19 protein-coding genes and 3 tRNA genes are annotated in these 18,375 nt (G+C 73.8%); 12 read left to right on the forward strand and 10 right to left on the reverse strand.

What is annotated here, in order from left to right; translation table 11 throughout:
- Window positions 1-110: 110 nt before the first annotated feature.
- Together ACFWP3_RS03660 and ACFWP3_RS03665 are read right to left on the reverse strand one after the other, a co-directional pair.
- Complete coding sequence (locus ACFWP3_RS03660; protein ID WP_384215776.1) at window positions 111-1,559, reverse strand: FGGY family carbohydrate kinase; 1,449 nt, start codon at window positions 1,557-1,559, stop codon at window positions 111-113.
- A 76-nt stretch (window positions 1,560-1,635) separates the two neighbouring features.
- Window positions 1,636-1,938 carry a YtxH domain-containing protein gene (locus tag ACFWP3_RS03665; RefSeq protein WP_384215777.1) on the reverse strand — a complete coding sequence of 101 codons (303 nt, stop codon included), beginning with the start codon at window positions 1,936-1,938 and terminating at the stop codon, window positions 1,636-1,638.
- A gap of 145 nt (window positions 1,939-2,083) precedes the next feature.
- Between ACFWP3_RS03665 and ACFWP3_RS03670 the strand changes: the two genes are divergently transcribed.
- The 3 genes from ACFWP3_RS03670 to ACFWP3_RS03680 all read left to right on the forward strand — a co-directional run bounded on the left by ACFWP3_RS03670 (window position 2,084) and on the right by ACFWP3_RS03680 (window position 2,494).
- Window positions 2,084-2,156: transfer RNA gene (locus ACFWP3_RS03670), tRNA-Asn, on the forward strand.
- 5 nt (window positions 2,157-2,161) lie between these two features.
- Window positions 2,162-2,234, forward strand: a tRNA-Asn gene (locus tag ACFWP3_RS03675).
- Between the two features lie 186 nt (window positions 2,235-2,420).
- Window positions 2,421-2,494: transfer RNA gene (locus ACFWP3_RS03680), tRNA-Ile, on the forward strand.
- A 96-nt stretch (window positions 2,495-2,590) separates the two neighbouring features.
- On the opposite strand, the gene ACFWP3_RS03685 is transcribed toward ACFWP3_RS03680, so the two are convergent.
- The gene (locus ACFWP3_RS03685) at window positions 2,591-3,748 is read right to left on the reverse strand and encodes a glutamate--cysteine ligase (RefSeq protein WP_384215778.1); all 1,158 of its coding nucleotides are present in this window, start codon (window positions 3,746-3,748) and stop codon (window positions 2,591-2,593) included.
- Window positions 3,749-3,962: 214 nt separating this feature from the next.
- Between ACFWP3_RS03685 and ACFWP3_RS03690 the strand changes: the two genes are divergently transcribed.
- Together ACFWP3_RS03690 and ACFWP3_RS03695 are read left to right on the forward strand one after the other, a co-directional pair.
- Complete coding sequence (locus ACFWP3_RS03690; RefSeq protein WP_384215779.1) at window positions 3,963-5,225, forward strand: MFS transporter; 1,263 nt, start codon at window positions 3,963-3,965, stop codon at window positions 5,223-5,225.
- Between the two features lie 49 nt (window positions 5,226-5,274).
- Window positions 5,275-5,961, forward strand: coding sequence for an esterase-like activity of phytase family protein (locus ACFWP3_RS03695; RefSeq protein ID WP_384215780.1), 687 nt, complete (start codon window positions 5,275-5,277; stop codon window positions 5,959-5,961).
- A 19-nt stretch (window positions 5,962-5,980) separates the two neighbouring features.
- Here the strand turns inward: ACFWP3_RS03695 and ACFWP3_RS03700 are convergent, their stop codons facing one another.
- Together ACFWP3_RS03700 and ACFWP3_RS03705 are read right to left on the reverse strand one after the other, a co-directional pair.
- Complete coding sequence (locus ACFWP3_RS03700) at window positions 5,981-7,324, reverse strand: carboxyl transferase domain-containing protein (protein ID WP_384215781.1); 1,344 nt, start codon at window positions 7,322-7,324, stop codon at window positions 5,981-5,983.
- Window positions 7,325-7,346: 22 nt separating this feature from the next.
- The gene (locus ACFWP3_RS03705; protein WP_384215782.1) at window positions 7,347-8,039 is read right to left on the reverse strand and encodes a LysE family transporter; all 693 of its coding nucleotides are present in this window, start codon (window positions 8,037-8,039) and stop codon (window positions 7,347-7,349) included.
- A gap of 69 nt (window positions 8,040-8,108) precedes the next feature.
- Here ACFWP3_RS03705 and ACFWP3_RS03710 point away from each other — a divergent pair, with 69 nt between their 5' ends.
- Window positions 8,109-8,549: an Lrp/AsnC family transcriptional regulator gene (locus ACFWP3_RS03710; RefSeq protein ID WP_384215783.1), complete on the forward strand. Its 441-nt coding sequence runs from the start codon at window positions 8,109-8,111 to the stop codon at window positions 8,547-8,549.
- A gap of 436 nt (window positions 8,550-8,985) precedes the next feature.
- Here the strand turns inward: ACFWP3_RS03710 and ACFWP3_RS03715 are convergent, their stop codons facing one another.
- Both ACFWP3_RS03715 and ACFWP3_RS03720 read right to left on the reverse strand, forming a co-directional pair.
- Entirely contained in the window at window positions 8,986-10,539 is a 1,554-nt protein-coding gene (locus ACFWP3_RS03715) for a GAF domain-containing protein (RefSeq protein ID WP_384215784.1), read from the reverse strand.
- Entirely contained in the window at window positions 10,536-11,573 is a 1,038-nt protein-coding gene (locus ACFWP3_RS03720; protein WP_384215785.1) for a rod shape-determining protein, read from the reverse strand. The genes ACFWP3_RS03715 and ACFWP3_RS03720 overlap by 4 nt, the downstream gene beginning before the upstream one ends.
- Before the next feature lie 221 nt (window positions 11,574-11,794).
- Between ACFWP3_RS03720 and ACFWP3_RS03725 the strand changes: the two genes are divergently transcribed.
- Window positions 11,795-12,505: an esterase/lipase family protein gene (locus ACFWP3_RS03725; RefSeq protein ID WP_384215786.1), complete on the forward strand. Its 711-nt coding sequence runs from the start codon at window positions 11,795-11,797 to the stop codon at window positions 12,503-12,505.
- Window positions 12,506-12,508: 3 nt separating this feature from the next.
- Here ACFWP3_RS03725 and ACFWP3_RS03730 read toward each other — a convergent pair whose 3' ends face one another.
- Window positions 12,509-13,018 (reverse strand): hypothetical protein, encoded by a 510-nt coding sequence (locus tag ACFWP3_RS03730; protein WP_384215914.1) that lies wholly within the window; start codon window positions 13,016-13,018, stop codon window positions 12,509-12,511.
- Window positions 13,019-13,252: 234 nt separating this feature from the next.
- Here ACFWP3_RS03730 and ACFWP3_RS03735 point away from each other — a divergent pair, with 234 nt between their 5' ends.
- On the forward strand, window positions 13,253-13,891 hold the full coding sequence (locus ACFWP3_RS03735) for a hypothetical protein (RefSeq protein ID WP_384215787.1): 639 nt from the start codon (window positions 13,253-13,255) through the stop codon (window positions 13,889-13,891).
- 32 nt (window positions 13,892-13,923) lie between these two features.
- Here the strand turns inward: ACFWP3_RS03735 and ACFWP3_RS03740 are convergent, their stop codons facing one another.
- Complete coding sequence (locus tag ACFWP3_RS03740) at window positions 13,924-14,346, reverse strand: MarR family winged helix-turn-helix transcriptional regulator (protein ID WP_384215788.1); 423 nt, start codon at window positions 14,344-14,346, stop codon at window positions 13,924-13,926.
- Between the two features lie 94 nt (window positions 14,347-14,440).
- On the opposite strand from ACFWP3_RS03740, the gene ACFWP3_RS03745 reads away from it, so the two are divergent.
- The 3 genes from ACFWP3_RS03745 (at window position 14,441) to ACFWP3_RS03755 (ending at window position 16,865) form a co-directional block, all read left to right on the forward strand.
- Complete coding sequence (locus ACFWP3_RS03745) at window positions 14,441-15,463, forward strand: NADP-dependent oxidoreductase (protein ID WP_384215789.1); 1,023 nt, start codon at window positions 14,441-14,443, stop codon at window positions 15,461-15,463.
- A gap of 64 nt (window positions 15,464-15,527) precedes the next feature.
- Window positions 15,528-15,950, forward strand: coding sequence for an organic hydroperoxide resistance protein (locus ACFWP3_RS03750; protein ID WP_384215790.1), 423 nt, complete (start codon window positions 15,528-15,530; stop codon window positions 15,948-15,950).
- A gap of 66 nt (window positions 15,951-16,016) precedes the next feature.
- Window positions 16,017-16,865 carry an EI24 domain-containing protein gene (locus ACFWP3_RS03755; protein ID WP_384215791.1) on the forward strand — a complete coding sequence of 283 codons (849 nt, stop codon included), beginning with the start codon at window positions 16,017-16,019 and terminating at the stop codon, window positions 16,863-16,865.
- A 55-nt stretch (window positions 16,866-16,920) separates the two neighbouring features.
- Here the strand turns inward: ACFWP3_RS03755 and ACFWP3_RS03760 are convergent, their stop codons facing one another.
- Window positions 16,921-17,811, reverse strand: coding sequence for an NAD(P)-dependent oxidoreductase (locus ACFWP3_RS03760; RefSeq protein ID WP_384215792.1), 891 nt, complete (start codon window positions 17,809-17,811; stop codon window positions 16,921-16,923).
- A gap of 147 nt (window positions 17,812-17,958) precedes the next feature.
- Between ACFWP3_RS03760 and ACFWP3_RS03765 the strand changes: the two genes are divergently transcribed.
- The gene (locus ACFWP3_RS03765) at window positions 17,959-18,243 is read left to right on the forward strand and encodes a winged helix-turn-helix transcriptional regulator (RefSeq protein WP_384215793.1); all 285 of its coding nucleotides are present in this window, start codon (window positions 17,959-17,961) and stop codon (window positions 18,241-18,243) included.
- Window positions 18,244-18,375 lie beyond the last annotated feature (132 nt).

Consider the following 18,375-nt stretch of genomic DNA (forward strand, 5'->3'; position numbering starts at 1 on the left):
TCTTCGGCCACCCGGAGGCCGGATCCCCAGCAGTTTTCGCAAAGGCCGGTCAAAAGGAGGAGCCCGCCCTGCGACGCGGGACCTAGTGCCCGGCCGTCCCGGCCGAGGCGCTAGAAGGCGCCGGGGTGGATCTCCTCGCGCGTCGCGGCGTACTGCTGGCGCACGGCCTGCCACGAGGGGAACTCCTCGCCCGGCTCGAACACCTGCGCCGCCGGGGCCGGCCAGACCGGCGGGGTGTGCGGGGCCAGGGTGCCCTGCGCCACTCCCAGCGCCCACGCCGCCTGGCGCGCCGCGCCCAGCGCCGCGTAGTCGGCCGGAGCGGGCACGACGATCTGCGTTCCGAACAGCCCCGGGGCCGCGGCCTGCACGGCCGGCAGCTCGGCCGCCGCGCCCAGCAGGAACACCCGGCGGATCTCGACCCCGCGCGAGCGCAGCACGTCGAGCGCGTCCACCAGCCCGCACAGCATGCCCTCGAAGGCGGCCTGGGCCAGGTGTTCCGGCTTCATCGAGTCCCGGCGCAGCCCGGACAGGGTCCCGGCGCTGTGCGGCAGGTTCGGCGTCCGCTCACCCTCCAGGTACGGCAGGAGCACGAGGCCGTGTGCGCCCGGAGTCGACTTCAGCGCCAGCTCGGACAGCCCCTCCAGGTCGGTGCCCAGCAGCTCGGCGGTGCCGCGCAGGGCCCGTACGGCATTGGAGGTGTTCACGACCGGCAGGTGCATGCCGCTGGCGTCGGCCAGCGAGGTGATCAGGCCGCCCGGCTCCGACAGCGCCTCGTGGTGCACCGCCATCACCGAGCCGGAGGCGCCCAGCGAGACCACCGCGTCGCCGGGGCCGAGCCCCAGCCCGAGCGCGGCGGCCATCGTCTCGCCGGTGCCGGCCGATATCAGCAGCCCCTCGGGCGTGGTCCCGGCGGCGTCGGCCGGACCGAGCACCTCGGGCAGCAGCGCCATGTGCCCGAGCGCCAGCTCGACCAGGTCGGGCCGCCAGGAACCGGTGGCCGCCGACCAGTAGCCGGTGCCGGAGGCGCCGCCCCGGTCGGTGGTCCGGCGGACGGGCCGGCCCAGCAGCTGCCAGACCAGCCAGTCGTGCGCGGACATCACCACGGCCACCCGGCGGGCGGCCTCGGGCTCGGCGCGGGCCAGCCAGGCCAGCTTGGCCAGCGGCTGGGCGGCGTGCGGGACCGAGCCCACCGCCTCGGCCCAGGCCTGCCGGCCGCCGAAGGCGTCGACGAGGTCGGCGGCGGCGACCTGCCCGCGCTTGTCGTTGCCGATGAGGGCAGGGCGTACGAGTGCGCCCTGCGCGTCGAGCGGCAGCAGGCCGTGCTGCTGCGCGGAGACCCCGATGGCCTGGACCCCTTCGAGGAGCCCGCCGCCGGCCGCCTCGCCGAGCGAGAGCAGCCAGGCCTGCGGGTCCGTCTCGTAGGGGCTCGCGCCGTCGGGTTCCCCGGTGGGCTGTGGATGGGGTGCGTACCCCTGGCGCAGCACGGCACCGGTGTCGGTGTCACAGACGACGATGCGAGTGAAGGCGGAAGAGCTGTCCAGCCCGGCGACTATCCCCATGCGGAGAATTCTGCCGCACGCCGGGCCGGTCTCCGCCGCCTCGGACGCCTCGGATGTCTGAGGTGACGCAGGTGACTCAGGTGTTGCTCGTGCCCCAGTCGTCCTCGCTGCCACCGCCGACCCGGTCGCGCAGTCCCCGTACCCGGCCGGCCAGCGAGGCGGGCACGGCGTCGCCGACCTTCTCGCTCACCGCGGCGAAGGCCTTCCCGGCGAACTCGCGCCCGGTCTGCCCGGCCGTCTCGGCGGCGTTGCGCACCGCGGGGTTCTGCGCGATCTCCCGCGCGGACTTCTTCAGGGACTCGTAGCGCTCGCGCCCGGCCCGGGTCCCGAGCACGTACCCGAGGGCCAGTCCGACCACGAACGTGACCTTGTACCGCATGCCTGCCACCCTTCGTCGTGTGGTGCCCGGCCTGCTGTCGATACCGATTGGCGGAGCACCCCCCTGCTTGCGCTAATCTATGACTCGCAACGGGCGCTCGCCCCCCGGCAAGGCCGGAGGTGGGCTGTTCGATGCACCGCAGCAATCCCCTGTAGCTCAATTGGCAGAGCAGCCGGCTGTTAACCGGCAGGTTACTGGTTCGAGTCCAGTCGGGGGAGCGCGATCCCCTGTAGCTCAATTGGCAGAGCATTCGGCTGTTAACCGGAGGGTTGCTGGTTCGAGTCCAGCCGGGGGAGCAACGAAGAAGAGGGCCCATCGCGGGTCCTCTTCTTTTTTGTCACCCCGTCCGGGAACCGGGCAGCCCTCAGCGCGGTCTCTCTGAACAGGCGAAGCCGATCATGCGAGGCATCCGAGGCAGGAGATCGTATGAGCGGCTATGCTGCGGCAGACGGCGCGCACACATGTACGCGCCACGCCGTGAAGGGGCGGTAGCTCAGCCGGTTAGAGCAGCGGACTCATAATCCGTCGGCCGTGGGTTCGAGTCCCACCCGCCCCACTGCGAGCCGCAGGTGCAGAAACGATTGCACCTGCGGCTTTGGCGTTCCGGGAGTTCTGCGAGTCCAGGACTTCCCGTACTTCCGGGAGTTCCGGACTAGAAGTTCTCCGTTTCGTCCGCGAGGTGGCGCAGTACGTCCGACAGGTCCTGCCGGCGGGCGAACGCGGCCCGCTGCCGGTGGGCGCCCGAGCCGTCGCGGAGCAGGCCCGCCAGGGTCTTCGCCGCATGGTCGAGGTCGCCCGAGGCGGCCAGGGCCGGGGCGACCAGGTCCAGCAGGGCCTCCGCGAGGTCGGCCGCCGGGAGTTCGGCGCCCGTGTACGGGTCGAGGCCGAAGCCCTCCAGGCCGTCGTGGGCCGCCCGCCAGCGCGCCAGGCGCAGTACGTCGTCCCGTACGGGCGGATCGGGACGCTGCTCCGCGATCTCCCGCAGCGCCGTGGACACCAGCGCGCGGACCAGCTCGGCCTGGAGGATGGCCGTGTCGAGGTACGGGGACATGTCGGGCGCCCGGATCTCGAGCGTCGGCCAGTGCCCCGAGGGGCGCAGGTCCCAATAGACCATCTTCGTGTCCAGCGCCGCGCCCGAGCCGAGCAGCGTCTGCACCGAGTGCCGGAAGTGCGCGGTGGACGTGAAGTGCGGGGGCAGCCCCGCCGAGGGCCAGCCCGACCAGGCCATCGCCCGCCAGCTGGCGTGACCGGTGTCACGGCCGCCCCAGAACGGCGAGTTGGCGGCCAGCGCGATCAGCGTCGGCAGCCATGGTCTGACCCGGTTGGAGACCGCGACCGCCGTGTCCACGTCGAGGGTGCCCACGTGGATGTGCCGGCCGCAGCTCACCAGGGTGTCGGTGAGCGCGCCGAAGCGGCGGTGCTGCTCGCGCTGGCGCGGTTCGTCGTCGGTCAGGTGCAGCGGCCCCTCCACGGCCACGACCGGCGAGGGGGCGGCCAGCAGGCGGCAGCCGTGGGCGCGGGCGGCCCGGCCGAGGGTGCGCCGCAGCGCGGCGAGCTCCTCGCGCAGCGAGGCCGCCGAATGGGCGATCGGGGTGGAGATCTCCACCTGGTAGCGGGTGCCCTCGGGATGCAGTTCGCCGGGCAGCCCGCCGGCCGTGGCGAGGACGAGCGGGGCGGCGGGGACCACCCGGAAGGTGCGGGCGTCGACGAGGAGGAACTCCTCCTCGACGCCGACCGTGAGCGGGACGATGGGGCGCACCGTCTTCTGCCCGGTGCCGGTGCTCGTGGTGCTGTTGCCAGGTTCGATCACTACGCCTCCCTGGACATACGAGTCTTTTCATCATGAGCTGAACACCAGGGGAGGAGCGCCTGTCGATTCGGTCAAAAATCAGGTGATAGTGGCGAGTTAGCGGCAAGGGCCGGTCCGGCGTGGGGCCGGGGATCCGCGTGGGGTGACTGGTGCCGGTGCGCGCAGCCGGCGGAAATCCCCGGGGCCGCCCGGGGGCCGCCGGTTATCATCCGCTGTGACCCCCGTAGCCGCCCCCGACCGCCCGCGGCGGCGGATATTCGCCGACCTCACCCCGCTGCGCACCTCCCGCGACTACCGGCGGCTGTGGGTCGGCGGCACCATCTCGTGGGTGGGCCAGGCGATGACGGCCCTCGCGATCTCGCTCCAGGTCTACGACATCACCCGGTCCAGCTTCGCCGTCGGTCTCGTCGGACTCTTCTCGCTCGTCCCGCTCGTCGCCTTCGGGCTCTACGGCGGGGCCATCGCCGACACCGTCGACCGCCGCAAGCTCGGCCTCTACAGCTCGCTGGGCGCCGCCGCCCTCTCGGTCGCGCTCGCCGCCGCCGCGCTGCTCGACTACCACCGCGTCTGGTTCCTGTACGCCGTCGTCGCGCTCCAGGCGGTCTGCGGGGCGCTCTCCGGCCCGGCCAGGTCCGCCATGATCCCCCGGCTGCTGCCGGCCGAGCAGCTGCCCGCCGCCAACGCGCTGAACTCCGTGACGATGACCTCCGGGACGATGGCGGGCCCGATGCTGGGCGGGCTGATCGTCGGCTGGTGGGGGTACCAGGCGGCGTACCTGATCGACGCCGTGACCTTCCTCGCCGCCCTCTACGCGATGTGGCGGCTGCCGTCGATGAAGCCCGACCGCGCGGAGGGGACCCGGGGCAGGGCCTCGGTCGTCGACGGCCTGCGGTTCCTCGGGACCCGGCCCAACGTCCGCATGACCTTCTTCACCGACATGGCCGCCATGGTGCTGGCGCACCCGAGGGCGCTCTTCCCGGCTGTCGCCGTCCTCTGGTACGGCGGCGACGCCAAGACGGTGGGCCTGCTGGTGGCCGCGCCCGCCGTCGGGGCGCTGCTCGGCGGGCTGTTCTCCGGCTGGCAGGGCCGCATCCGGCGGCACGGGCTGGCCATCCTGTTCGCCGTCGGCTCGTGGGGGGTGGCCATCGCGGTGTTCGGGCTCACCCGGAACCTGTGGCTCGGGCTGCTCTTCCTGGCCCTGGCCGGGTGCGCGGACACCGTCTCGATGGTGTTCCGGACCACCATGCTCCAGTCCGCCACCCCGGACGACATGCGCGGCCGCCTCCAGGGCGTGTTCATCGTGGTCGTCGCGGGCGGGCCGCGGCTCGGGGACTTCCTCGCCGGGACGGCCGCGGACCTGACCTCCCCGGCGGTGGCGATCACGGGCGGCGGCCTCGCCTGCGTGCTCGTACTGCTCCTGCTCGCACTGCGGTGGCGGGGCTTCGCCCGCTACGACGCACGGTCGCCGCAGGCCTGACCGGCGGGGAGGGGGCGATTGCCCCGATCCGGGCGGTTGTGAAGAGTCGGTGCGCGGCTTCTGCGACTCGCTCGACAAGGCCACCCTCGACGGGTCGCCGGTCGGCGGCATCTCGGGACTCGCTCTCGACCGGGACGGGACGGTCGCCGCGGTCTCCGACCGGTCGGCGCTGTACCGGCTGAAGGTGGCGAAGGGCAACACCCCGGCCGCCACGGCCACCGCGCGCCTGCCGCTGACCGACGGCGCCGGAAAGGTCCTCGACTCGGAGGGCGTGGTCGTCGACCGTGACGGAAGCTACCTGGTCGCCGACGAGACCGCGCCCGTGATCCGCCGCCACGGCCGGACCGGGGAGGTGCTCGCCGCCCTGCCGGTCCCGCCGTCCTTCACGATCGCACCGGAGGGCCGGGCCGCGGCGAACCAGACCTTCGAGTCCCTCACCCTGCTGCCGGGCGGGCACACGCTCGTCGCCGGTCTCGAAGGGCCGCTCGCCGGCGACGGCAAGGACGCGCAGGGCCGGACCCTGCAGCGCATCCAGACCTGGGAGCGGCGCGGCGGGCAGTTCGCGCTCGGCCGCCAGTACGCCTACCCGGTGGACGCGGGCCACGGCCTCGTCGAGCTCGCGCCGAGGGTATGGTCGCGACGGACCACGACGGCCCCGGCCAGGTCCGGCTGCTGCCGGCCGGCGACGACAACGAGCTCCCGCAGCAGGCCACCCGCCTGTACACGGCTGATGTGAAGCTGCCGAAGCGCCGCTTCTAGGCCGCCGGAGTGACGATTCCGCGGGCCACCCCCAGGGCCACCAGGTCCTGGGGGCGGATGCGGAGCTGGTCCGCGGTGGCGGGGGCGTCCGCCGGGGGCCGCTTGAGGATGGCCGCCGCGAGCTCCGGGGCGATGACCGAGAAGTAGCTGTCCGGGGTGACCCAGGTGTTCCCGGGCGCGGCCAGGGCGAGGGCGCCGCCCGAGCCGCCCTCGCCGATCAGCAGGGTGGTGACGGGCACGGCGGCCGCGGCCAGGGCGGCGAAGGTGTCCGCGATGGCCGCGCCCGCGCCCGCGTGTTCGGCGGCGGCGTCGTTGGCCGCGCCCGGGGTGTCCACCAGGGTGAGCACCGGAATGCCGAGCCGGTCCGCGAGGCGGATGACGCGGGCGGCCGTACGGTAGCCCGCCGGGCGGGTGGCCGTGCCGCACTGGGCGGCGTACGCGACGGCCCGGCCCTCCCGGAGTCCGAAGCCGCACAGCATCCCGGGGTCCGTACCGCCCGCCCGGTCCCCCGAGAGGGGCAGCCGCAGGGTGAAGTACGCGTCCAGGTAGGCCTCGGCGCGCGGCCGGTCCGGGTGGCGGGCCCGGAGGACCGCGTCCCAGCCCGTGGCGGGTTCCGTGACGCGGGCCAGGGCGGCCGGGGGCTCGACGGGGCCGTCGGGGCGGGGCGCGGACAGTACGCGGAGCCAGTCGGACAGGGTGTCGGGGAGCTCGGTCGGCGGCACGACGGCGTCCACGTGGCCGGCCGCGAACTGGCCCTCGGCGCAGTACGCGGCCGGGTCCGCGTCCGCCGGCCGCACCCGGGACCCGGCGAAGCCGACCTGGGCCCCGGGCAGCGCGAGCACCACGTCCGCCCCGGCGCCGAGCGTGGCCCAGCCGCCGCCGGTGGTCGGATCGCGCAGCACGGCGATCTGGGGGAGCCCGGCGGCCCGGGTCAGCACGCACTGGCGGGCCACGCGCTGGAGCTGGGTCAGCGCGAGCATCCCCTCCTGCATCCGGGAGCCGCCGGTGGCGATCAGGGAGACGAGCGGGAGGCGGAAGTCGCGGGCGTGGGTGTACGCGGCTTCGAGCCGGTCCCCGGTGCGCTCGCCGAGCGAACCGCCGAGGAAGCCGAACTCGAAGGAGATGACGACGGCTTCGCGGCCGTCGATCCGGGCGGTCCCGGTGACGACGGACTCCCGCTCGCCGGTCCGGGCCTCGGCGCGGGCGCGCGAGTCGTCGTACCCGGCCCAGGCCAGGGGACCGTCGGCCGGTGATTCCCGTGGGGGCGCGGGGAGTTCGGTGAAGCTGCCGGGGTCGGTCACGGAGGCGATGGCCGCGCGGGCCGAGAGGCGGATCGTCACGGGGCCACCCTAGGGGCTGCGTTCACGGGAGGGGCAGGGCGATTTTGACCGCGTACGCGGCGACCAGGCCGTAGCCGAGGCGGAAGGTCCAGGCGCGGGCGGCGGCGGAGATCCGGCTGCCCGCGAGGGCGCCGAGCGCGACGAGGGCCTGCTGCCAGAGGAGCGAGGCGGCGCCCACACCGACGAGGAAGGCGGCACCGGCCGCGCCGGTGCCGAGGGCCTGGCCCTGGGCGGTCGTGAGCGCGGCGAAGTAGAGGGCGGTGGTGGGATTGACCGCGGTAAGCCCGACATACCGAGCAAAGGCCCTACCCGGCCGGCCGTACCCCGACCGGGGGTTCGCCTCCATCGCCGGCGGGGCTGCGTTGGGCTTCGTCGGCGGTTGGGGCCCGGGGCGCGGCTCCGGGAGGGTTGACGATGTCGGATTCCGGCGGGAGTTGGCGAGGCCGTGAGCCGCGATGGCCAGGAGGATCAGGGCGGAGACCAGCCGGACCCAGGCCTCGACGGGGGAGACGCGGGAGGCCACCCACGGTCCCAGGGCCGTGGCCAGGGCCGCGTAGCCGAGGTCGACCACCGCGATGCCCGCGGCGGCGGCCACCGCGGTCCGGCGGTGCCGCATCGCCTCCTGGAGCAGCAGCACGCTCATCGCACCCATCGGCATCGCCACGCCCAGGCCCGCGACCGCGCCCGCCAGGGCCGGTGTCATCAGTTCGTCCATGGGGGGAGGGTCCGGCCCGCGGACCGCCGGACGGGCACGAATATCGGCCACGACTGCGAGAATCGTGGTATGGACCGCCTAGACAGGGAAATCCTCGGGATCCTCCAGCAGGATGCGCGGATCTCCTACCGCGACCTCGGTGTCCGCGTGGGCCTCAGCGCCAACGCCACCGCCGACCGGGTGCGCCGGATGCGCAGGGACGGCGTGATCCGCGCCTTCACGGTCGTGGTGGATCCGGCCGCCGACACCGCGGGCGGGCTGGTGGTGTTCATCGACGTCACCCTGCGCCAGGACACCACGAACGAGGAGTTCGAACGGCAGGCCGGCAAGCTCTCCGGGATCACCGAGGTGGTCCACGTGACGGGCGAGCACGACTACCTCGTACGCGCCCGGGCCGCCGACCCGGCCGCCCTCGACGCCCTGCTGCGCCGCCTGAAGCGCGAGGCCGGCGTCGCCCAGTCCAACACCCGCATCGCCCTCCGCGCCGCCACGAGGCCACCCCCTCCGTAGCCCCGGTGACGGGGACGGGGTGGGGTGTTGTCCGGGACGTAAAACGTGATTTGTTGGCGCGGTAGATCCCCGCGCCCCTCAATCAGGACAGGGCGCCATAAATCATGAGTCCCGGCCAACACCCCACCCCGTCCCCGTCCCCCAAAGCCCGACGCAGCAACGGCCCGGCTCCGGCGCAGCCGACCCGGCCCGGCGCAGCCGACCTGCCCCTGTGCAAGCCCACTTGGCTCCGGCGCAGCCGCCCGACCCGGCCTCGGCGCAAGCCGATCCCGCCCCGGGGCAGCGGCCCCAGCCCCGGCGCAGCGGCCCCAGCCCCGGCGCAGCCGACCCGGCCCCCGGCGCAGCCGCCCCCGCCCCGGCGGAGCCAGCGCGGCCGAGGCGCAGCCGGCTCGCCCCCGGCGCAGCCGGGCCCGGACCGTTACCCCGCCCGGGAGGGCTACAGCGCCGAGGTCCACGTCAGCGTCGTCCCCCGCGCCCCCGACTCCCCGCGCCCGTCGTCCGCCACCGTCAGCCGGACCCCCGTCGGCGTCGCGTCGATCTCCACGTCGATGGAGGTGACGTCGCCGCGCCGGTGCGCCGCGGCCAGCGCGCCGCGCAGCGCGGACAGCAGGTCGCCCGCCACCGGCTCCGGGAGCAGCGCGTCCACCGCTCCCACGAACTTCACCGACGGCTGGAAGCCGAGCAGCACCGCCGCGCCGCCCGTCTCGCGCAGCACCCGCCCCCGAAGCGTCGTCGGGGCGTCGGTCGGCGGCTGCTGGAGGGCGAAGATGGCCGTCCGGACCTCCTGGATGGTGGAGTCCAGTTCGTCGACGGCCAGGCCGAGCTCGTCCCCCACCAGATCGCCGGAGGGGGCGTTGGAGGAGCGCCGCCGGGTGCTCTCCAGCATCATCTCGGTCGCGAACAGCCGCTGTACCACCAGGTCGTGCAGGTCCCGGGCGATGCGGTCGCGGTCCTCGTACACCGCCAGCTGCTCCCGGTCGTGCTGCGCGTCCGCGAGGACGAGCGCCAGCGCCGCCTGGGAGGCGAACTGCGAGGCCAGCAGCCGGTCCACGGCATCGTACGGGCGGCCGCCCCGGTCGCGCGGCAGGGCCAGGGTGCCGATCAGCTGGCCGCCGCTCTGGAGCGGGAGCATCATGCTCGGCCCGAACCGCTCCCGGACGTGCGTGGTCATCCGGGGGTCGGTGGCCGAGTCCTCTATGAACACCGCCTCGCCGCCCAGCAGCTGCTCCAGTACGGGCGAGCCGGGGGCGATCGCCGTCCCCACCAGGTCCCCGGGGTCCCCGTGGGTGGAGGCGGCCACGATTTCCATGCCGCCCTCCGGGGTCGGCTGGAGCACCACCCCGGCGGCCGCGTCCGCGAGCAGCCGGGCCCGTTCGGCGACGCACATCAGCGCGTCCGCAGCGGGGCGCCCGGCCAGCAGGGTGGTGGTCACGGCGGCGGCGCCCTCGATCCAGCGCTCCCGGCGGCGGGCGGTCTCGTAGAGCCGGGAGTTGCCGATCGCTATGCCCGCCTGCGAGGCCAGGACGCGCAGCAGCGAGAGGTCGGTGTCCGTGAAGGGGCCGCCGCCGCGCTTCTCGGTGAGGTAGAGGTTGCCGAAGACCTCGGTGTGCACGCGGATCGGCACGCCCAGGAAGCTGCGCATGGGCGGGTGGCCGGGCGGGAATCCGGCCGACCGGGGGTCCTGGGCGAGGTCGTCGAGCAGGAGCGGGCGAGGGTCGCTGATCAGCGCTCCGAGCAGGCCGGAGCGGCCGTCCGGCAGGTGCGGGATCGCGGCGCGCTCCGCGTCGGTCAGTCCCGTGGTGAACAGTTCGGTCAGCCGGGAGCGCTCGGGGTCGACGACCCCGAGCGCTCCGTAGCGCGCCGTGCAGAGCTCGGCCGCGGATTCCACGATGTGCTGGAGGGTGGAGTGCAGCTCCAGCTCGGAGCCGACGCTGAGCACCGCCTCCAGCAGTACGGGAAGACTCGGCTGCTCCGGCTCGGGGTACGTCATTCGGCCAGCGGGTTGAGAACCATGGGGGCGATCTTGCCTTCCAGCATGGCGCCGAGTCCGAGCACGGCGCACACGTCCGGCCGTTCCGCGATGGCCACGGGCATTCCGGTCGCGTCGCGGAGCATCTGGTCGAGGCCGGGCAGCAGGGCGCTGCCGCCCACCATCATGATCCCTCGGTCCGTCAGGTCCGCGACCAGGTCCGGCGGGCAGTCCCGCAGCACCTTGCCGATGCCGTCGAGGACGGCGGTCAGCGGGGTGTGGATGGCGTCGCGCACGGCCGCGGTGTCCACGTGGACGGAGCGGGCCAGTCCGGTGGCCACGTCGCGGCCGTGGATGAGGGTGGAGGCGGGGCCTTCGGCGGTGATGCCGTTGCCGTGCAGGGCCAGCTGGAGCGGCCGGACGGCCTGGCTGGGCAGCATCAGCTCGTGCGCGTGGCGCAGGTGCTGGACCACCGCGTGGTCGATGGCCTCGCCGCCGACGGGGATCCGCTCGGCGGTGACGATCGAGCCGAGGGACAGGACGGCGACCTGGGTCGCCGCGGCCCCGCACACCATGATCATCGTCGCGGTCGGCTGCTCCACCGGCAGTCCGCAGCCGACGGCCGCCGCGATCAGGGTGTCGACCAGTTCGACACGCCGGGCGCCGAGTCCCACGAGGGTCTCCACGGCGGCCCGCTGGGCCAGCGGGTCGGCGTCGTGCGGGGTGCAGGCGGCGGCCCGCAGCCGCGGCTTGCGGCGCAGGGCGCGCCGCAGCTTCTCGCCGAGGAGGTGGCGCAGCATCCGCTGGGCCATCTCGATGTCGACGACGGTGCCGCCGGAGACGGGGCGTACGACACGGATGTAGTCGGGCGTGCGGCCGGTCATCCGCTCGGCGAACGTCCCGACGGCGATGAGCGCGCCGGTCCGGGTGTTCACCGCGGCGACGCTGGGCTCGTCGACCACGAGGCCGGCGCCCTTGACGTACACGCGGGTCCGGGCCGCCCCCAGGTCGACGGCGACGTGGCAGCGGCGCAACTGCTCAAGACTGACGGTCACGGCAGATCCTCCCGAGAGCGCTGACGCAAGAGGACCGGCGGGGTGCCGGTCACTTTTCATATCATCCCGGATATTTCGGACTTACCGCCCGTTGAGCTGCTCCGGCCGGGGGGTGCCGCGCGCCGTTCCGCGCCTGCATGGGGGTGGATTTCTGTACCGACAGGCAGCAGCATGCGCGCACCGCACGCGCTACTCGCCCGTAACAAGGTAAAGGGGACCCGATGCTGACGGCCCGCCAGAGACTGCTGGCACTCCTGACACTCTGCCTGGCGCTGCTGGCGCCCCTCTCCGCCCATGCCGCCGACCGGGGTACGGCCCCCGCCCCTGATCAGGCGTCATCGCGCAATCCGGTGATCTTCGTGCACGGCTACAACGCCGATCCGGGGGTCTGGGGGAGCCTGCGCGCGGACCTGCGGGCCGCCGGGTACGCCGACTCGGAGCTCTTCTCCTGGGGCTACGACACCCACCAGTCGGTCAACGAGGTCCTCGCCGGGCGGTTCGGCGCGTACGTCGAGGAGGTCCGCCGGCAGACCGGCGCCGCCAAGGTCGACGTCGTCGCGCACTCCTTCGGCTCGCTGGTCAGCCGCTGGTACGTGAAGTTCGGCGGCGGTCAGGCCACCGTGGACCGCTGGGTCTCCCTGGCCGGGCCCAACCGCGGCACCTCCACCGCCTGGGCCTGCGCCCTGTGGGACCAGGCGTGCCGGGACATGACACCCGGCTCGTACGTGGTGAAGAACCTGAACGGCGGGGACGAGACCCCGGGCGCGGTCGCGTACGCCACCTTCTGGTCGAACTGTGACGAGGTGGTCAATCCGGACGACAGCGTCCCGCTGACCGGAGCCGCCAACACGCCGGTCGGCTGCCTCAAGCACAACGACCTGCTCGGCGACGACGCGACCTCGGCGGGCGTCCGCGCCTTCCTCGCCACCTAGCCGCTAGCCGTCGGCCACGGCGACCCGCTGGAGCAGGCCGTACGTGAACTCCGCCACGCGGGGCCTGCCCCCGGCGGTGAACGCGAGGCGCCAGCGGGTCGGCGCGGTGCCCTCCATCGGCCGCACCGGCGCGAAGGCCCGCGCCACCTCGTCCACCGTCGCCGACCAGGGCCGCAGGTCGTCCGCCGACTCCAGTACGGGTCCCCCCGCGCCCGGGGCCCGTACCAGCCACTCGTTCCACACCGCTCCGTCCGGCGCGGCCAGCACCTCGAAGCGCAGGTCCGGCCAGAGCGGCACCGGCCACAGCAGGGCCTCGCACTCCAGGTCCCCGATCCGGCGGGGCCCGGCCGACTCCGGCGGGCCGAGCACCGAGCGGTAGCGGGCCAGGGCTCCGCGGGACCGCGGCGACCGCACCATGGCCTGCCAGCGCTTGTTCGCCTCGCGCTGCTCCGCGAGCGAGGCGCCGAGCCGCCGCCGGGCCTCGTCGGCGAGGTCCGGCTGGAAGTCCGCCATCCGGCGCAGCAGCACCAGCTGGAAGGCGGCCGGCCCGAAGGGTCCCGGGGTGCCCGCAGGGGGGTTCGCTGTCACGGAGTCCACGATTCCACACAGGATCCTTACGTTTGCGGGATCCGGATGTTGCCGGGGACCACGTAGCCTGCGGGCGCTATGGACTACTGCCCCGCTTGTCGGAGGCACCTCAACGGCGCACTGGCGTGCGCCGGGTGCGGAACCCCGGCCGAATACCTGATGCCCGCGCCGCCCGCCGCGCCCGCCGCCGCGGTGGCCGGGTACGAGCCCGAGCGCGCTCCGCGGACCACGGCCGAGGTGTACGCCGACTCGCTCGTCGTGCTGTCCGCGCCGAACGAGCGGCGGCCCGGTGCGCGCCGCCGCGCCACCCACCGCAGGCGCCGCCGGACCGTGCTGACCATGGGGCTGGGGCTGCTGATCGCGACCGCCGGCACCCTGGCCGTGGCCAGGATGGCCACGGACGGGCAGCGCAGCGACCGGGCCGCCACGGTGGTGCTGACCGACGACGGCCCCCAGCAGCCCGCGCCGCTGCCGGACGCCTCGACTCCGCGCGCCCCCGAGCCCGCCGCCTCGGGCAAGGCCTCCGGAGCCGCCAAGGCCACCGGGCCCGCCGCGAAGACGGGCGCGCCCGCGCAGGGAGCCGGGGGAGCCGCGCAGCCGGAGCCCCCGTCGTCCGCCCCCGCGCCCACGGCGTCGGGGCCGGCCTCCGGTACCCCCAGTCCGCGGGGCTCCGTGAAGCCCACCGCGTCGGGACAGCAGACGCCGAGCGGATCCGCAACGCCCCCGCCCCCGCCCCCGCCGGCGCCCACCCCCACCAAGGACTGCGGCTTCCTGGGCTTCCTGTGCTGGGGTGACTAGCACCGGGGCGAACAGGGCCGGGGTGACCAGGCCTAGCCCAGCATCCGCCTGAGCAGGTCCCGCAGGGCCGTCCGCTCCTCCGCCGACAGGCCGGCCAGCGGTTCGCGGGCGAAGTCCAGCGACTCGCGCAGCCGGTCCGCGGTCTGCACGCCCTCCTCGGTCGGGGCCGCCAGCTTGACCCGCCGGTCGGCGGGGTCCGGGCGGCGCTCGACCAGGCCGCGGGTCTCCAGCCGGTCCACGATGCCGGTCACGTTCGAGGGCTCGCACCTCAGCTTCTGGGCGATCCGGCGCATCGGCAGCGGCTCCAGCGCCAGCAGGTTCAGCACCCGGGCCTGGGCGCCGGTCAGCTGGTGGCTGGCGGCCGCGTGCTCGTACTCCATGTGGTAGCGGGCCACGACGTCGCCGATGAGTTCGACGACCTCGACGGTCACTGGGTCTACGCGACGACTGGGCATGGAACCAGCGTACCCATTTACTTGACAACATGAAATATCCAGGCGCATGGTTGTTTCACCTAGTGAAGCAATTCCGTTCTACCAGGAGCGCCGCATGTCCCAGATCCCTGCCGTCAGCCGCGAGTGGCACCTCGTCCGTCGCCCGCAGGGCTGGCCCGTCGCCGAGGACTTCGCCCTGCGCGAGGTCCCCGTATCCGCAGAGCCCGCCCCCGGCCGGATCCTCGTGCGCAACCTCCACATGTCCGTGGACCCCTACATGCGCGGCCGGATGAACGACGTGAAGTCGTACGTCCCGCCCTTCCAGCTCGACCGGCCGATGGACGGCGGAGCGGTCGGCGAGGTCGTCGCCTCCGCCGCCGAGGGCTTCTCGGTCGGCGACCACGTCCTGCACGGCCTGGGCTGGCGCGAGTACGCGGAGCTCGACGCGAAGCACGCCACCAAGGTGGACGGCTCGCTCGCCCCGCTCTCCGCCTACCTCGGCGTGCTCGGCATGCCGGGCCTGACCGCCTACGCCGGCCTCTTCGAGGTCGCCTCCTTCGAGGAGGGCGACGCCGTTTTCGTGTCCGGCGCGGCGGGAGCGGTCGGCAGCCTCGTGGGCCAGTTCGCGAAGATCAAGGGCGCGTCCCGGGTGATCGGCTCCGCAGGCTCCGACGAGAAGGTGACGCTCCTCACGGAGAAGTACGGCTTCGACGCCGCCTTCAACTACAAGAACGGCCCGGTCGCCGAGCAGCTGCGCGAGGCCGCCCCCGAGGGCATCGACGTCTACTTCGACAACGTCGGCGGGGACCACCTGGAGGCCGCGATCTCCTCCCTGAACGTGAAGGGCCGCGCCACCCTGTGCGGCGCGATCGCCCACTACAACGACACCGAGGCCGCCCCCGGCCCGCGCAACCTGATGCAGGTCATCGGCAAGCGCCTGCGCCTGCAGGGCATCCTCGTCAACGACCACGCCGGCCTCCAGCCGCAGTTCGTCCAGGACGTCGCCGGCTGGCTGCGCTCCGGCGAACTCCGCTACGACGAGACGGTCGTCGACGGCGTCGAGAACGCGGCCTCCGCCTTCCTCGGCATGCTGCGCGGCGACAACACCGGGAAGATGATCGTTTCCTTCACCGGTTAGGCTCACCCCACACCGCTGTGGTCGTGGGCGCGAGTCACGGCGATTCACCTGGAGGATTTTCTTCATGTCCATCACGCAGTCCGACGTCGCGTACACCGCTGTCGCCACCGCCGAGAACGGCCGTGACGGCCGCGTCGCCACCAACGACGGCCAGCTCGACGTCGTCGTGAACCCGCCGAAGGAGCTCGGCGGCAGCGGCGCCGGCACCAACCCGGAGCAGCTGTTCGCCGCCGGCTACAGCGCCTGCTTCCAGGGCGCCCTGGGTGTCGTCGCGAAGAACGTGAACGCCGACATCTCCGGCTCCACGGTCACCGCCGAGGTCGGCATCGGCAAGAACGACGAGGGCTTCGGCCTGATCGTCAAGATCTCCGCCGTGATCCCGAACGTGGACGCCGCCACCGCCAAGGAGCTCATCGAGAAGGCCCACGAGGTCTGCCCGTACTCCAAGGCCACCCGCGGCAACATCACCGTCGAGCTCGCCGTCTGATCCGGCACCGCTCAGCCGAGGGCCGCACCCCGATCCGGGGTGCGGCCTTCGTCGTAGACTGGCGCCATGCGTGATCTTGCGGGGGGATTCCGGTATCTGCTGGCCGGACAGCGGTGGGTGCTGCGGCACGGGCGGTGGCTGGGATTCGGGCTGCTGCCCGGGCTGGTGTCGCTCGCCCTGTACGCCGGCGCGCTGATCGGGCTCGGCTACGGCGCCGACGACTTCGCCGCCTGGGTCACCCCCTTCGCCGACGGCTGGTCCTCGCCGTGGACCGGGCTGCTGCGGGGCTTCCTGACCGGGCTGGTCTTCGGGCTCGGCCTCTTCCTCTCCGTCATCACCTTCACGGCCGTGACCCTGCTGGTCGGCCAGCCCTTCTACGAGTCCCTCTCGGAGCAGGTCGACCGCAGCGAGGGCGGCGACGTCCCCGAGTCAGGGCTTCCGCTCTGGCGCGAGCTGTGGGTCTCGGCCCGGGACAGCGTCAAGGTGCTCGGCCGGGTGCTGCTGTTCGGGATCCTGCTCTTCGCCCTCGGTTTCATCCCGCTGGTCGGGCAGACCGTGGTACCGGTCCTCGGCTTCTGCGTCTCCGGCTTCTTCCTGACCCAGGAGCTCACCGCCGTCGCCCTCCAGCGGCGCAAGGTGGACCTGCCCGAGCGGCTGGCGCTGCTGCGGTCGCGGCGGATGCTGGTGCTGGGCTTCGGGGTGCCGCTGGTGCTCGCGTTCCTGGTCCCGCTGGTCGCGGTGTTCCTGATGCCGGGCGCGGTGGCCGGCGCCACGCTGATGGCACGGGACCTGACGGGGGCCGGCGAGGCCCCGCGCACGGAGAACGGGGCCGGAGCCGGATCCGGGGCCCTGCCCGCGGCCGGGCCCGGAGCGGCGGCCGGAGGTTTCGGACCGCCGCCGCCCGCCTACTCGTAGCCGGCCCCCGCACGCGCGGTCGCACGCGCGGTCGCGCCCGCGGTCGCACCCGCGGTCAGGCGCGCCGCAGCAGGGTGATCGCCCCCGCGGTGTCCTCAGCCCCGTGCCCGGCCGGGTCGGCGGCCAGCCTGCGGCGCATCAGCTCCAGGTACGGGGAGATCAGCTCGGCGCTGACCCCCTGCTGCTCGGCGGTGCGCAGCAGGGTGCCGCTCGCGGCGACCTGCATGGCCAGGTTGGACACCACCCCGGTGGTGAAGTCCCGCGAGTCCAGCCGCTCGGCGGCGTTGCCGACGAAGAAGCCCATCGCGCCGAGCCACTCGGACAGCAGCGGGGCCAGGTCCCGCGCGGGGATGTCCTCGCCCTCGATCAGCGCGTAGGCGTGCGAGATGCCCGCGAACATCCCGTACATCGCGCTGAGCAGCGCCACGTCGTGCAGCGCGGCGTGGCCGGGGTCCTCGCCGACGAACCGGGCGCCGGCCGGAACCTCCAGGACGGCCCGGTGGGCGTCGAAGAGCCCGCGCGAGCCGCTGTAGAAGACGTAGCCGCCGCTCTCCGGGGCCCCGATCATCGACGGGGTGGCCATGATGCCGGCGTCGACGAACCGGGCCCCGCGCTCCTTGGCCCACGCGGCCCGCGCCCGGCCCTCGGCCGGGGTGCCGGTGGTGAGGTTGACGAGGTCCTTGCCGGTCAGGTCGACGCCGTCCAGGGCGGAGCCGACGCTGGGGTCGTCCAGCAGGCAGACCACGACGAGCCGGTTCGCGGCCACCGCCTCGGCGGGGGTCGCGGCGGCGACGGCGCCTTGGGCGGTGAGCGGACCGGCCTTGGCGGCGGTGCGGTTCCAGACGGTGAGGTGGTGCCCGGCGGCGAGCCAGGTGCGGGCCAGGGCGGTGCCCATGTCGCCGAGGCCGAGCAGGGTGAGCGCGTTGCGAGGTGCGGTGTCGGTCATGACGTTTAGCCTGGTGGCAGGCCGTGAGGCACTCAAGTACGCACCTTGGAGTGGGTGGTTACCCCGAGGTGAGCGAGCAGGTGGGAGGGGTGCGCGATGGCGGTGGCACGGAGGCCCGGAGCGGATCACTGCGGGATCGCCGCGGCGATGTCCGTGATCGACGGGAAATGGAAGGTCTCGCTCCTGTGGGAGCTGGAGCAGTGCCCGCGCCGCTTCGGCGAACTGCGCCGGCTGGTCCCGGGCGTCTCGGAGAAGGTGCTCGCCGCGCAGCTGCGCGAGCTGGAGGCGGACGGCATCGTGCACCGCGAGGTCTTCGACGAGATCCCGCCCCGGGTCGAGTACTCCTTGACCCCGCTGGGCCAGGAACTGAACGCGGCCCTGGAATCCCTGGGGCAATGGGGTGCGAAGCACCTTCTTCCGGATTCGGCGTAGGCCCCGGTCCTCGGTTCCGGGCCCCCCTCTACCCCCGGTGGGCCCGTAGTATGCATGGCAGCAAGTGCCAAGGCTGTCTCTCACTGCCCTTGAGTTCGCCCTGGCCCGGAGCTTCGGCGGGGCCGGGGCCGG

Origin of the sequence: Streptomyces sp. NPDC058525 (genome assembly GCF_042719495.1) — a bacterium.
Classification (GTDB): Bacteria; Actinomycetota; Actinomycetes; order Streptomycetales; family Streptomycetaceae; genus Streptomyces.

What these genes read in the sequence shown, in the direction of transcription:
- ACFWP3_RS03660 (WP_384215776.1), bottom strand. Translation starts at nt 1,559, where the DNA reads ATGGGGATAGTCGCCGGGCTGGACAGCTCTTCCGCCTTCACTCGCATC.
- ACFWP3_RS03665 (WP_384215777.1), bottom strand. Translation starts at nt 1,938, where the DNA reads ATGCGGTACAAGGTCACGTTCGTGGTCGGACTGGCCCTCGGGTACGTG.
- ACFWP3_RS03705 (WP_384215782.1), bottom strand. Translation starts at nt 8,039, where the DNA reads ATGGACGAACTGATGACACCGGCCCTGGCGGGCGCGGTCGCGGGCCTG.
- ACFWP3_RS03710 (WP_384215783.1), top strand. Translation starts at nt 8,109, where the DNA reads ATGGACCGCCTAGACAGGGAAATCCTCGGGATCCTCCAGCAGGATGCG.
- ACFWP3_RS03715 (WP_384215784.1), bottom strand. Translation starts at nt 10,539, where the DNA reads ATGACGTACCCCGAGCCGGAGCAGCCGAGTCTTCCCGTACTGCTGGAG.
- ACFWP3_RS03725 (WP_384215786.1), top strand. Translation starts at nt 11,795, where the DNA reads ATGCTGACGGCCCGCCAGAGACTGCTGGCACTCCTGACACTCTGCCTG.
- ACFWP3_RS03730 (WP_384215914.1), bottom strand. Translation starts at nt 13,018, where the DNA reads ATGGCGGACTTCCAGCCGGACCTCGCCGACGAGGCCCGGCGGCGGCTC.
- ACFWP3_RS03735 (WP_384215787.1), top strand. Translation starts at nt 13,253, where the DNA reads ATGCCCGCGCCGCCCGCCGCGCCCGCCGCCGCGGTGGCCGGGTACGAG.
- ACFWP3_RS03740 (WP_384215788.1), bottom strand. Translation starts at nt 14,346, where the DNA reads ATGCCCAGTCGTCGCGTAGACCCAGTGACCGTCGAGGTCGTCGAACTC.
- ACFWP3_RS03745 (WP_384215789.1), top strand. Translation starts at nt 14,441, where the DNA reads ATGTCCCAGATCCCTGCCGTCAGCCGCGAGTGGCACCTCGTCCGTCGC.
- ACFWP3_RS03750 (WP_384215790.1), top strand. Translation starts at nt 15,528, where the DNA reads ATGTCCATCACGCAGTCCGACGTCGCGTACACCGCTGTCGCCACCGCC.
- ACFWP3_RS03755 (WP_384215791.1), top strand. Translation starts at nt 16,017, where the DNA reads ATGCGTGATCTTGCGGGGGGATTCCGGTATCTGCTGGCCGGACAGCGG.
- ACFWP3_RS03760 (WP_384215792.1), bottom strand. Translation starts at nt 17,811, where the DNA reads ATGACCGACACCGCACCTCGCAACGCGCTCACCCTGCTCGGCCTCGGC.
- ACFWP3_RS03765 (WP_384215793.1), top strand. Translation starts at nt 17,959, where the DNA reads ATGTCCGTGATCGACGGGAAATGGAAGGTCTCGCTCCTGTGGGAGCTG.